Here is a 12,563-nt window from a genome sequence, read left to right as displayed (position 1 = left end):
CATCATATGCTGATTTTGCTGGTTTTTTGTTGGCAGCTGCTTCGTTTTTGGCACTTTCATATACGCTCAAACATGACGGCCATATTCGCGTAACGCTTTTCCGGGACATGCTGCACGGAAAGCTTGGGCGGTTTGTTGAGGTCTGCACGCTGTTATTATGTGCCGCTGCGGCCGCTTTTATGACTTACGCAATGACTGGCTTCATCATGGAGTCGATTGAATATGGCGATGTTTCAACTGGCATCATCCCAATTCCATTATGGATACCACAAAGTACATTGTTGCTGGGGTTAACACTTTTCACGATCGCCTTGATCGACAATGCGGTTGGCGCAATTCTTGGCAAAACGGATGCTGGGCCAATCGACAAGATTGAAGAGGAGCAACATGATGTCTGAGCTTTTCATGATTGCCATTTTGGTTGGCGCATTGTTCACCATGCTGGCGATGGGTATGTGGGTTGGGTTCGCCCTTACATTGACTGGCGCCTTGGGCATGGTGATGTTCACTTCCGCGCCGCTGGCCCCGATTTTGGCCACAACATTTTGGGGGAACAGCCATTCATGGGCGCTCGCGGCGCTGCCATTGTTTATTCTGATGGGCGAAATATTGCTACGGTCGCGATTATCTGAGGACATGTTTACCGGCCTGACACCGTGGCTTGGCAAAGTTCCAGGCAAGTTGCTGCACGTGAACATTTTGGGGTGCGCAATTTTTGCTGCGGTTTCCGGTTCATCGGCGGCAACAGCCGCAACTATCGGGAAAATGAGCGTACCTGAGCTGCAAAAGCGCGGGTATCCTGATAGTTTGATTTTGGGCACGCTTGCGGGGTCAGCCACTTTGGGGCTGCTCATTCCGCCGTCGATTATTTTGATCGTATATGGGGTGTCCACCGAACAATCTATCGCGCGCCTGTTCATTGCAGGCATTTTGCCCGGCATTATGCTAGTGGGCATGTTTGCCGCATATATTGCAGTGATCGCGTTGTGGAAGCCTGAAATTTTCCCGAAAGAAGAGTTGAATTTTTCTTTTGTCGAAAAGCTCCGCGCGTCCAAACGGCTCATCCCGGTACTTGCGTTAATCGTGGGTGTAATCGGTTCGATCTATGCGGGCATTGCCTCCCCCACAGATGCTGCAGCGGTTGGTGTGGTGTTGTCGCTTGTGTTGGCATGGTCCAGCGGCTCTTTGAGTTGGGACATGTTTAAGCAAAGCGCGATGAGTGCTACCATTACATCTTGCATGATTGCTTTCATTCTGGTGGGCGCTGCGTTTCTGACCGTATCAATGGGCTTTACTGGCATTCCGCGCAATCTTGCGAGCTGGATCGATACACTCAACCTCGGCCCGTGGGCATTGCTTGCAGCACTGACAGTATTCTTCGTGGTTTTGGGCTGTTTTCTGGACGGCATTTCAGTGGTGGTGCTGACCACAGCGATTATTATGCCGATGATCGACGCAGCGGGCATTGACCCATTGTGGTTTGGTATCTATTTGGTGATCGTTGTTGAGATGAGTCAAATCACCCCGCCCGTTGGATTCAACCTGTTTGTGATCCAGGGATTGACGGGCTACAACATCTTCAAGATCGCCAAAGCGGCATTGCCATTCTTTGTGTTGCTGCTTGTTGCGGTTGTCTTGATTACAACCTTCCCGCAAATTGTGACCGCACTACCAAACTTGATGCGAGGCTAAACCTATAATGAGGACGCTGCGCGTGAGGCCTGATCATAAAGGCCAGATAGCGTCCTCATCATTGCCGCCATTTCACTCAGTTGATCTTTATCGACCTCAAGGTGGTTGAGACCATCGAGCAAACATTGTTCGCGAATTTCACGATATTTGTCGCAAAGTTCAAATCCAACTTCAGTGGTTGAATAGAACATTTCTTTGCCGCGCTTTTCGCTCTGAATAAGCCCTGCTTTGAGCAGCTTTTTAAGCGCATAATTGACGGTGTGGCTGTCATCGATATTCAATAGAAAGCAGATATCGGTCAGACGTTTTTGCCGTTCTCGATGGTTGACATTGTGCAGCACCAAGATTTCCAACGATGACAATTCGGGATAACCAGACGCGATCATGCACTTGGTCATCCAGCGGTTAAAGCCGTTATAGGCGATGATCAATCCATATTCGAATTCAGAAAGTTGCCAACCTTCCGCTGAAGCCAAATGACGTGATGAAACAATCCGACGCTTTTTCATAAACATGCTTTCTGCTGCTCAAAAAATGGGTTTTCATCCACTTTTCATTTTCAAATCGCTGGTATTTTATCGATGATAGGCGCTGTCGACCAGACCCCTTTCGACAAATTTTGCAATTGGGGAGCCAGAAATTCGGACATACAACAGGGAATTGTTGTTGAGTTGCTGTTAGGCGAAGTAATCTTGCAGCGCTTCAACCAACTTGTCCAAATCTTCAGTGCTGTTATAAGCAGCGACTGAAACACGAACGATTGTTCGCCCGTTCCATTCAAACACCGGCAATTCGATATTCTTGTCGTTCAAAAGATAGGATTTTAAAGCCTTGGGGTCGGTTTTGGGCATCGGCATGGCGACCATTTGTGGGGCACAAAATTCAGGTGAACTGAGCGGCGAAATTTTGGTGATATCTGTAATCCGTTTGGCGACATCTTGTGCAAGTTGATTGCAAGCCACACTGACCTGGTCCCAGTTGTGCGTTTTACGAAACTCCAGGGCGGCAGGCACGGCAAGCCATGCTGAAGGGTCTTGCGTACCCTGAATTTCAAAGCTATCCAAAAACGCAGTTCGATCTTCCTTGCGGTCCTTAACGTTCCAGCCATGGCTGATCACCAAAGGTTCCAACTTGAGGTGCCAATTGGGGTGCGCCCACAAAAAACCTGCCCCCTTGGGGGCGAGCAACCATTTATGGCAATTGCCCACATAAAAATCTGCACCCAAAGCATCCAAATCCAAGTCAATCAATCCGGGCGCGTGTGCGCCATCAATAACCGTAATGATGCCACGACGGCGGGCTTCATCGACAACACGTTTGATGGGAAACAGCAATGCAGTTGGCGAGGTGATGTGGCTGAGCAACAAGATTTTTGTATGTTTATTCATTTGGCCCACAAGGTCGTCAAAAAACTGATCTTTTGACACAAGCGGCAAAGTAACTTTGGCGCGAACGATTTTGGCGCCAACTTTGCGCACCAAAAACTCCCATGTGTTTTCAACCGCCGCATATTCGTGATCTGTTGTTAGAATTTCGTCATTCTCAGCTAACGCAATAGACCGAGCGATAGCATTTAACCCCGTGGTTGCGTTGGTCACCCGCACGAGATTTTGCGCCGATGTTTTGAAAATCTTTGCCAGCGCTTCGCGCGGCTTGGACAGGTTGATAATGAGATCACGCTCTTGATCAAGAAAGGCGACGGGTTGTTGTTCAAGCCGCAATTGCCAATCTTGATAATTTTGAAAAACCGGCTTTGGGCAAGAACCGAACGAGCCGTGATTGAGGAAGGTCAGCCCTTTTTGCAGCAAAAAATACTCGGAGAAATTCGTCGTCATACTAGCGACCTTTAAGTGTTGGATCGAGCGCATCACGCAGCCCATCGCCAAACATTGTGACAACCAAAACCGTAATGGCTAAAGCTAACGTTGGGAACAAAGCCAAATGCCAATAATAAAACATAAAGCTGATCCCCAAATTGATCATTTGACCCCAACTTGGTGTTGGCGGCGGAATACCCACGCCCAAAAAGCTCAAGCCTGCTTCAAGCATCATCGCCAGTGGAATAGCCAAAACAAACCCAACGATGATTGGGGAAATTGAATTGGGAATGATGTGCCGCATAATAATATACCAAGTGGACCCACCAAGGGCCTGTGCGGCTCGAATAAACTCTTTATTGCGAAACGCCATCACTTGCGCGCGCACCATCAAGCAAACCTGAACCCAACCGAATAAAGCGGCGATCAACACGATGTTGAAATATCCGCCGTTTGAAAGCGCTGCGAGCAAAAGAGCGGCCAACAAAGGTGGCACCACGGAAAAAATCTCAATAATGCGCATGATGAACCAGTCCATCGTGCCACCGAAATAACCAGCGATGGCACCCAATGGCAAACCGATCAACACGCTAAACGTCGCGGCAACCAAGCCTATGGAAATTGAAACGCGCGCGCCGTGCACAATTCGAGTAAAATAATCGCGGCCCAAATCATCTATGCCAAACCAGTGTTCGGCTGAGGGGAAAGACAATACGCTTGTCAGGTATTTTTGCTCGTTCGGTCCAACGCCAGTTAGGAAAGGCGCAAAGACAGCCATCAACAAAATGAACAATAATAGTGCGCCAGAAACAACAGCGCCTTTGTTCGCCAAGAACCGATGCCATGCGTAATAAGCTGCGCCACGTGACTTACTTGGCAGATCGGTTGTTGGGGCGGGTGTTGAAATACTCATGGTCTATTTCCCTCCCAAACGAATGCGCGGATTAAGCAGCGCATAGGCAATATCTGCCAAGAAATAAGCGAGGCAAAACATCAGTGTGATCATCAAAACCAGCGCCATCTCTAGCGGGTAGTCTCGCGATTCAATACTCGATACAAAATAGGCACCAAGGCCTGGCACCCGGAACATGGCTTCAACAAAAATACTGCCCGTTGCTGTACCGATAAACATGGGTAAGAACACCGTCACCATGGGGATCGCCGAATTTCGCAAAACGTGTTTGAAGATCACATCGCGCTCTGACAATCCTTTGGCCCGAAGCACCGTGACGAAGGGCTTGTTGAGCGTATCAAGCATCGCAGAGCGCGTGTACCTCGCATATGTTGCGAGCGGAATGGCGGCATAGGCGATGATCGGCAAGACCCAGTTTTTGGGACTGCCCCACCCGCTTGCCGGGAGCCAGCCAAGCCAAACCGCGAACACCAAAATCAGTAGCATTGATGTGACAAATACCGGGATCGTCAAACCCAAGGTGGCAAGGGCCGAGGCAAAATAGTCAATCCAGCTGTTGCGGTTCAGTGCTGCATAGAGCCCAAGCGCGATGCCAAGCGGCGCACCTATGAGCACACCAGCGCCTCCAAGCACCAAACTTGGCACCCAAGCGCGACTTAACAGCTGGATCACTGTCTCGCCGGGGCTTTGGAATGGCACCCCAAAGTCGAAATGCAAAACGCCCCACATATATTTGAGATATTGCACATATAGCGGTTGATCCAACCCATATTGGGCCATGATTTTGGCCCGCACTGCTGCGGAAACCGGCATTTCGGTCGCATCAAATGGCCCCCCGGGCACGGCATGCATCATGATGAACACTAGGATCGACACCACGATGAACGTGACGCTGATCGACAATAGGCGGCGAACGACATAACCAATCATAGGCTTCTTCCTTCCAAGGGTTCGGCATCCACAAAGTGATTATCTGAGACTTGCGCCAGATTGGGATTTTCAGGGTTTATGAAGCTATCCTTGGGCAGGCGTGGCTTCTTCGCCGTCAGTTCTTCGGCTGATTGGAAAGAGCGGCGTCGGCGCAGATGCGGGTTTAGCACGGGAATGCTGTCCAGCAGCGATTGCGTATAGGGGTGCTGCGCATTTTGAAAAATTTGCTCTGTCTGTGCTTGTTCAACAATCCGACCGCGATGCATGACGACGATCTGATCAGCCAAAGACCGAACAACCGAAAGCTCGTGGCTGATAAACAAGATGGAAAGCCCCATCTCCGATTGCAAATCATGCAACAAATTGATCACTTGGGCTTTGACGGAAACGTCGAGCGCTGACGTCGGTTCATCTGCAATCAGCACCTTTGGCTTTAGGGCCAGCGCCCGCGCAATGGACACACGTTGTCGTTGCCCGCCAGACAATTCATGGGGATAGCGATTGGCAAAGACGCTGCCCAATCCAACAATGTCGAGCAATTCTTTCGCCTTTACACGTCGCTGTTTGGCGTCATGCATTTTGTGGATGACGAATGGTTCCGCCACAATTTCCCAAAGCGTCATCATCGGGTTGAGCGACGAATAACTGTCCTGAAAGATGATCTGCATTTGCGCGCGATGCGGCTTTAGCTCTTCCGGGGAAAGCTTTGTGATATCTGTCCCGTTTAAGATGATATTGCCGCCCGACGGCTCCAGCAAACGCATGGACATCAACCCCACAGTCGATTTCCCCGAACCACTTTCGCCAACCAAACCCACAATTTTGCGCTCTGGCACCACAATACTGACATTATCGACGGCGCAGTGCTCCACCAAATTTGAGCGGAAAAAACCCTTGCTGGCTTGCTTTTTGTAAAAGCTTTTGGAAAGGTTTTTGATTTCCAGTGCGTGGTTCATGAGGCAACCTTCAAGCACGCGGTTGCATGCGTGTTGTCCCACCGTGTGAGCGGTGGCATTTGTGTAGCGCAGTTTTGGTCGGCCAATTCGCAGCGAAAATGAAACGGGCAACCGGCAGGTGGCGAAACCGGATTTGGCGATTGGCCGGGAATTTCTTTGAGTTTTCTTTTGCCGGCTACTTGGCCGGGGATGCTCTCCAAAAGCGCTTTGGAATATGGATGCCGTGGTTGATCAAACAGGTCAAATACCGAGGTTTGCTCCATCACCTTGCCGCCATACATCACCACGATATCGTCAACGGTTTCTGCGACCACACCAAGGTCATGGGTAATCATGATCAGGCCCATGCCGGTTTCTTCCTGCAAGTCGCCGATCAGCTGTAAAATTTGTGCTTGCACCGTGACATCCAAGGCGGTTGTGGGTTCATCGGCAATCAGCACTTTGGGTTCACAAACCAGCGCCATTGCAATCATTGCACGTTGCAACATGCCGCCGGAAAGTTGATGGGGGTAGCTAGACATCACCCGTTGAGAATCTGGCATTTCAACGCGGTCCAACATTTTCTCAACGCGGGCTTTCGCCTCTGGCATGGCCACTTCAAAATGGGATAAAACTGTTTCGGTTAGCTGACTGCCGATCTTAAACAGTGGATCGAACGACGCCATTGGATCTTGAAAAACCAGCGATGCGATTTTGCCACGCACCCTTGTTAGATCATCTTTCTTACAGGTGAGCATGTCGACGCCATCCAACATAAGTTTGTTGGCTTTTACTGTTGCCGCATGTGCAGGCAAAAGGCGTAAAAGCGCCATCAGCGATACGGACTTGCCAGATCCAGATTCCCCGACGACGCCTAGGCTTTGGCCCTCATTTAGCGTCAGGGACACGTCCCGCACCGCTTGGACTTCGCCATCTGGGCTAGAAAAACTAACGCTTAGATTTTCGATTTCTATCAATGACATTACGCTTACCAAACTCCATCTTGCTTTAAAGGTCGCGACGCCTCACCCATCGGGAGGATTTCGAAAACGCCGCGACCTTTTGCAGTCTACTTCGTCACATGAGTGTAGAAGTAGGTGATGCGCGCATCCAATGGCGAGAAACCAAGCGCGTTTGGCGAGGTTCCATCACCTTTCACTTCGTTCTTAATCAAGGACGTTGTGATTGGGTGCATTAGAGGAATGATCGACACATTGTTGATCAATTCCATTTCAGCTTTTTCGTACAATTCCAGACGTGTTTCCCAATCTGGGTTGCTATCCGCTTGGGCGACCAACTCATCGTAAGAATCAAGGAAGTGCGAGTGACGTCCGCCATTGTAGAAAATGCCGTAGAAGTTGCTTGGATCAAGATAATCGAACTCGTAAGGCGATAGGAACAAGCTGTTTTTCTTGTTCAGCAAAGCATCCATCCACTCTTGGATACTCATCACTTTAATGTCCATATCGATACCCAAAATCTCTTTGAACTCGGCCTGCAAATATTGCAGCATTGGGGCGGTAATCGCGCCATTATAGCCACCTTGCTTGCGGTACCAAACCTCGATTTTTGGGAAACCTTCTCCATTTGGATATCCAGCTTTGGCCAAATATTCGCGCGCCTTTTCAGGGTCGAAAGTTGCATATTTGGTCAGTTCTTCATTGTAACCAGGGAAGCCCGGGGCCAGCAAAGATTTGGCTGGAATGGCCAAGTTCTTGAGAACCGTTGATGTCATTTCATCGCGGTCAATCGCGTACCAAAGCGCTTTACGCACATCAAGATTATTGAACGGTTCAGCCTCAAGATCAAACGAGAAGTAGGATACTGCAAAGATCGCATTTGTGCGCAGCTGCTCTTTATATTTGGCTTCTGCGAACGGGATTTGACCTGCGTTTAAGTTCGTGAGGTCTGTATCGCCCGCCAAATAAGCGGGGAAACCAACTTCTGGTGCACCAACGGATGGATCAATAATGACTTGGTCGATCATGGCAGGCCATGGACCATTGTAATCGTCACGTTTTGAAAAGACCATTTTGTTGGTGGATTTTTCCCAACTGTCCAGTTTAAACGCGCCCGATGACACAAGTGTATCCACATTGGCGGCATAGTCATCGCCAAATTGGTCCCAGATGTGTTTTGGCACCGGATACCAAAGTGAAACAACACTGGGCAGGTACGGTTTTGCCGTCTCTGTTGTGACCGTCAGTGTATAGGCGTCTGGAGCACCAAGGCCCAATTCAGACACATCCATTGTGCCTTCGGTCACAGCTTTCCAGTTTTTCACGCCGCCAGCAAAATCCCAATACCATGCGAAGTCATACCCAGAAGTTGCCGCTCTTTGCAGAGAAAACAGATAATCTTGCGAGGTCAAAGGTTGTCCATCTGACCAGGTGAGATTGTCACGAAGATTGATGGTCCATGTTAGGCCATCTTCGGACTGAGACCAGCTTTGTGCCGCCAAACCAACAAGATCATATTCCTTGTCAAAAGCGGTGAGTGGCAATTGCAAGAGCTCAGGTTTGCCCGCGCGAGCATAGACTGTTTTCATATAGTCCATGTACGTACCAGACGTTGAATCATGGAAGCCGGTAATGCTGCTCTGCGCAACGGCGGCTCCCGACCCAATCAGCAACCCGGCGGCCAAAACTCCCGCGAGTTTGAATAGGTGTTTCATTTTCATCTCCCTTTTGTCGCGGGCATAGTTTTCTCGTTCCCAGAAATGACATTTTTTCCGGATTGGCCCGCGGTTTGAATGATTGACGCGCTAAATTATTATTGTTCGATCCACGCTCACGCAAAAGGGATCGTTGCTTTAACTATCTGAAACTGATCGAACCTCCTGCTCTACCAAATCCAGAATTTTCGTGATTGCAGCCACCGCGTCGTCGGCAGCGCGCCGGGCAATTGCATCACATAAATTGTCGTGCAGGGGTACGGAGCGGAAACCAAATGCGGGGTCTTCAAACGGTGAATTGGAGACCTTTGACGCGTGAAATGCGTCATCGACATTTCTGATCACTTGGCCGTACATGGTGTTGCCGCTAGCCTCATAAATCACGCCGTGAAACTCATGGTCAGCCTCACGCCAGCGCAGCCCTTCATTGACGAGCCGTTCCATTTTTTTGTAGGCGATCCGCATTTTGTCGATCTGGCCATCTGAAATGTTTTCGGCGGCGCGGCGTACCACTTCTTTTTCCAACGTGCGGCGTACATCAAGAATACGGAGCAAGCCTTCGGCTTCCAACTTCGTTGTTGTCGAACCAAGTCCCTTGGAGGATTTTATTGTCGCTGTTATGTAGGTGCCGGAGCCGCGACGGCGGCGCACAAGTCCCAACCCTTCCCAACGGTTCAACGCTTCGCGAATTGTAGAGCGGCCAACGCCGAGTTGATCTGCCAACAAGGTTTCGGAGGGGAGCGCATCACCGACTTGCAGGTCAGCGCCTTCAATCATATGCACCAAAGCATCTAAAACTTCAGCCGTTCTGCTTTTGCGCTCAATTTTGGGCAACAACTTCGCAGCGGTTTTTGAACTTTCCTGCTTTTTCGATTTTGACGTAACGTCAACCAACGGCTCGCTCCCTGTATTTATATGATGTAATATGTCTGACAACTTTAAGAGTCAATACTGTTTGTGGTAAAATGCCTGCAAGGCGTCAACTTTTCACTAAAAGCCAGGCAACTGAGTGCTGGTTGCGTAGCGCCACGAAAAACTGATTTTGCCCACTTTTGACGTGCAGTTTACCAATAACAGTCCTCACCCATAATCACGGCTCGTCTACGCAAAAAGACCGCGCTCTTTGCCCACCAGGTCCACGAGAAATTTATTCACGGCGGATATCCGTGCTAAATCGCGTTGACTTTCGTGCACAGCAAGCCAGTAAGATCTGGAAATTTTGTGCTCTGGCATGACAGGTACAAGCCCGGTTTCTTTTTTCACCAAATAGTCGTGCAAAATGGCAATGCCAGCGCCGCCTTTAGCCGCTTCCAGTTGTCCAGCAGCGCTTGAAATGGCAACGCTTGACCGCCAGTTTCGCAAAAATTCATGGGTGTAATCAAGCGAAGGCGCATAAATCAGGTCATCTACGAAACCAATTAGCCGATGATTTGAAAGATCCGCGCGCTCGTTTGGTCGACCTGCCCGATCCAAATAGGCAGGCGATGCATAAAGCCCCAAACTATAATCTGTGAGTTTTCGCGTCACCAAGCGCCCTCTATCGGGCCGGCCAACCATAATCGCAATATCTGCCTCGCGCTGCGACAAAGAAAAACTGCGTGGCACAGGTACCAGCTCAATTTTTATGTTCGGATAGATATCGTCAAGTGCGCCCATTCTGGACGCCAGAAAACCCACGCCAAACCCGTCCGGTGCGCCAATGCGCACGGTGCCACTGATTTCCGCATCGCGGTGTGCCATACCATCCAGGCCACCAAGTATCTCACTTTCTGCGCGCTCAAGTGAGACCAACAATTTTTTGCCGGCATCTGTTGGCTCACACCCATTGGTGCGGCGTGTCAACAATTTGCTACCCACCGCTGCTTCCAGCGCGGAAATGCGGCGGCTTAAGGTTGCCTGATTGACCCCTAAATAGCGTGATGCGGCCAAAAACTGGCCGTGCCGACCAACCGCCAAAAACAAACGTGCATCGTCCCAGTTCATATTCTTATCTCATTTTTTGCAATTCAGTTGCTCAATATTGATTGTATAATTTCATTTTTACAAGTCGTAAATTTGTATGAACTTAACAGGAGACACGACACCATGATCCAAATTGGGCATTTCATATCGAACCAAGCGATTGCTGGAACATCGGGCAACGCAAAAGATGTTTTCAACCCATCGACGGGCGAGATCAGCGGACAGGTGGCACTGGCAGGTCGCGGTGAAGTGGATGTTGCGGTGGCTGCCGCCAAAGCCGCTTGGCCGGCTTGGTCAAAGACCCCGGCTCTTCGACGTGCTCGAATATTGGACAGATTTAAATCAATCCTTTGGGAGCGGTTGGACGACTTGGCACGTGCCATTTCAAATGAACATGGCAAGACCTTTGACGACGCGCAAGGCGAAGTGACGCGTGGTTTGGAAGTGGTGGAATTTGCCACCGGTATTCCGCACCTTATCAAGGGCGAGTTCTCAGAAAATGTCGGCACCGGCGTCGATAGCCACATGGTGCGCCAAGCCCTTGGTGTCGTGGTGGGCATCACGCCGTTCAACTTCCCCGCCATGGTGCCTATGTGGATGTTCCCGGTGGCGCTAGCGACAGGCAATACATTTATTCTCAAGCCTAGTGAACGCGATCCGTCTGTCCCAATGCTGATCGCACAATGGCTGAAAGAAGCAGGGCTACCTGATGGTGTGTTTAATGTGGTCAATGGCGACAAGGTGGCGGTTGACGCCCTGCTTGAACACCCAGACGTCAAAGCAATTAGCTTTGTTGGGTCCACGCCGATTGCGCAATACATTCACCAAAAAGGCACTGCCAATGGCAAACGTGTGCAAGCGCTCGGGGGGGCAAAAAACCACATGGTGATTATGCCCGACGCTGACCTTGACATGGCGGCCAACGCGCTAATGGGAGCAGCTTATGGCTCAGCTGGCGAACGCTGTATGGCCATTTCGGTTGCCGTGCCGGTAACCGACGCGGTGGCCGACGCATTGGTGGCAAAACTGATCCCAAAAATTGAAGCGCTTAAAATTGGACCGTCGCTTGAAAGTGGTATGGAAATGGGCCCGCTGGTTACTGGCGAGCACTTAGCAAAGGTCAGCTCATATATCGATAAGGGTGTTGAAGAAGGCGCAAAGCTTGTTGTTGACGGTCGCGGATTCAAAAAGCCACAAGGCCATGAAAACGGCTACTTTATTGGCGGATCATTGTTCGACCATGCGTCACCTGACATGGCCATCTATCGCGACGAAATTTTTGGGCCCGTCCTCACTGTGGTGCGTCGCAATTCCTACCAAGATGCAGTGGACCTGATCCATAGCCACGAATATGCCAACGGGGTATCCATCTATACGCGCGACGGCGATGTTGCCCGTGCCTTCAACCAAGATATCGAAGTGGGTATGGTAGGAGTCAACATACCAATTCCCGTGCCAATGGCGTTCTACAGCTTTGGCGGATGGAAATCCTCGTTGTTTGGTGATCATCATATGCATGGCATGGAAGGCGTGCGGTTTTATACCCGCATGAAAACCACCACCAGCCGTTGGCCAACTGGTCTGCGCGATGACGCTCAATTCTCCATGCCAACCCTAGGTTAAACAATCGGGGCGCGCCG

The 12,563-nt window shown here is 50.2% G+C and carries 12 protein-coding genes; 3 read left to right on the top strand and 9 right to left on the bottom strand.

Going from position 1 to position 12,563, the window contains the following annotated elements; all coding sequences use genetic code 11:
* Positions 1–398, top strand: a 398-nt coding sequence (locus tag ACJAZW_RS04345) for a TRAP transporter small permease subunit (RefSeq protein WP_415155647.1), incomplete at its 5' end; no start/stop codon positions are given.
* Positions 391–1,692 carry a TRAP transporter large permease gene (locus ACJAZW_RS04340; RefSeq protein WP_415155646.1) on the top strand — a complete coding sequence of 434 codons (1,302 nt, stop codon included), beginning with the start codon at positions 391–393 and terminating at the stop codon, positions 1,690–1,692. The genes ACJAZW_RS04345 and ACJAZW_RS04340, both read left to right, overlap by 8 nt.
* A gap of 2 nt (positions 1,693–1,694) precedes the next feature.
* On the opposite strand, the gene ACJAZW_RS04335 is transcribed toward ACJAZW_RS04340, so the two are convergent.
* From ACJAZW_RS04335 to ACJAZW_RS04295, 9 genes are all read right to left on the bottom strand, one after another.
* Positions 1,695–2,207, bottom strand: coding sequence for a winged helix DNA-binding protein (locus ACJAZW_RS04335; protein ID WP_415155645.1), 513 nt, complete (start codon positions 2,205–2,207; stop codon positions 1,695–1,697).
* Positions 2,208–2,369: 162 nt separating this feature from the next.
* Positions 2,370–3,527, bottom strand: a complete 1,158-nt coding sequence (locus ACJAZW_RS04330; protein ID WP_415155644.1) for an aminotransferase class V-fold PLP-dependent enzyme — start codon at positions 3,525–3,527, stop codon at positions 2,370–2,372.
* A 1-nt stretch (position 3,528) separates the two neighbouring features.
* Positions 3,529–4,422, bottom strand: a complete 894-nt coding sequence (locus tag ACJAZW_RS04325) for an ABC transporter permease (RefSeq protein WP_415155643.1) — start codon at positions 4,420–4,422, stop codon at positions 3,529–3,531.
* 3 nt (positions 4,423–4,425) lie between these two features.
* Positions 4,426–5,352 carry an ABC transporter permease gene (locus tag ACJAZW_RS04320; protein ID WP_415155642.1) on the bottom strand — a complete coding sequence of 309 codons (927 nt, stop codon included), beginning with the start codon at positions 5,350–5,352 and terminating at the stop codon, positions 4,426–4,428.
* On the bottom strand, positions 5,349–6,308 hold the full coding sequence (locus tag ACJAZW_RS04315; RefSeq protein WP_415155641.1) for an ATP-binding cassette domain-containing protein: 960 nt from the start codon (positions 6,306–6,308) through the stop codon (positions 5,349–5,351). The genes ACJAZW_RS04320 and ACJAZW_RS04315 overlap by 4 nt, the downstream gene beginning before the upstream one ends.
* Positions 6,305–7,270 carry an ABC transporter ATP-binding protein gene (locus ACJAZW_RS04310; RefSeq protein ID WP_415155640.1) on the bottom strand — a complete coding sequence of 322 codons (966 nt, stop codon included), beginning with the start codon at positions 7,268–7,270 and terminating at the stop codon, positions 6,305–6,307. Before ACJAZW_RS04310 ends, ACJAZW_RS04315 begins: the two co-directional genes overlap by 4 nt.
* An 86-nt stretch (positions 7,271–7,356) precedes the next feature.
* Positions 7,357–8,961: a peptide ABC transporter substrate-binding protein gene (locus ACJAZW_RS04305; RefSeq protein WP_415155639.1), complete on the bottom strand. Its 1,605-nt coding sequence runs from the start codon at positions 8,959–8,961 to the stop codon at positions 7,357–7,359.
* Positions 8,962–9,099: 138 nt separating this feature from the next.
* On the bottom strand, positions 9,100–9,855 hold the full coding sequence (locus tag ACJAZW_RS04300; protein ID WP_415155638.1) for a FadR/GntR family transcriptional regulator: 756 nt from the start codon (positions 9,853–9,855) through the stop codon (positions 9,100–9,102).
* A gap of 207 nt (positions 9,856–10,062) precedes the next feature.
* Positions 10,063–10,944, bottom strand: a complete 882-nt coding sequence (locus tag ACJAZW_RS04295) for a LysR family transcriptional regulator (protein WP_415155637.1) — start codon at positions 10,942–10,944, stop codon at positions 10,063–10,065.
* Between the two features lie 102 nt (positions 10,945–11,046).
* Here ACJAZW_RS04295 and ACJAZW_RS04290 point away from each other — a divergent pair, with 102 nt between their 5' ends.
* Positions 11,047–12,546 (top strand): CoA-acylating methylmalonate-semialdehyde dehydrogenase, encoded by a 1,500-nt coding sequence (locus tag ACJAZW_RS04290; protein ID WP_415155636.1) that lies wholly within the window; start codon positions 11,047–11,049, stop codon positions 12,544–12,546.
* The last annotated feature ends 17 nt before the right edge of the window (positions 12,547–12,563 follow it).

Source organism: Maritalea sp., assembly GCF_047634455.1.
GTDB lineage: Bacteria > Pseudomonadota > Alphaproteobacteria > Rhizobiales > Devosiaceae > Maritalea.
This window is presented reverse-complemented; position numbering and strand designations above follow the sequence as displayed.

Bases quoted from the DNA above. Each gene is read 5' to 3' on its own strand.
- ACJAZW_RS04340 (WP_415155646.1), top strand. From the start codon at position 391: ATGTCTGAGCTTTTCATGATTGCCATTTTGGTTGGCGCATTGTTCACC.
- ACJAZW_RS04335 (WP_415155645.1), bottom strand. From the start codon at position 2,207: ATGTTTATGAAAAAGCGTCGGATTGTTTCATCACGTCATTTGGCTTCA.
- ACJAZW_RS04330 (WP_415155644.1), bottom strand. From the start codon at position 3,527: ATGACGACGAATTTCTCCGAGTATTTTTTGCTGCAAAAAGGGCTGACC.
- ACJAZW_RS04325 (WP_415155643.1), bottom strand. From the start codon at position 4,422: ATGAGTATTTCAACACCCGCCCCAACAACCGATCTGCCAAGTAAGTCA.
- ACJAZW_RS04320 (WP_415155642.1), bottom strand. From the start codon at position 5,352: ATGATTGGTTATGTCGTTCGCCGCCTATTGTCGATCAGCGTCACGTTC.
- ACJAZW_RS04315 (WP_415155641.1), bottom strand. From the start codon at position 6,308: ATGAACCACGCACTGGAAATCAAAAACCTTTCCAAAAGCTTTTACAAA.
- ACJAZW_RS04310 (WP_415155640.1), bottom strand. From the start codon at position 7,270: ATGTCATTGATAGAAATCGAAAATCTAAGCGTTAGTTTTTCTAGCCCA.
- ACJAZW_RS04305 (WP_415155639.1), bottom strand. From the start codon at position 8,961: ATGAAACACCTATTCAAACTCGCGGGAGTTTTGGCCGCCGGGTTGCTG.
- ACJAZW_RS04295 (WP_415155637.1), bottom strand. From the start codon at position 10,944: ATGAACTGGGACGATGCACGTTTGTTTTTGGCGGTTGGTCGGCACGGC.
- ACJAZW_RS04290 (WP_415155636.1), top strand. From the start codon at position 11,047: ATGATCCAAATTGGGCATTTCATATCGAACCAAGCGATTGCTGGAACA.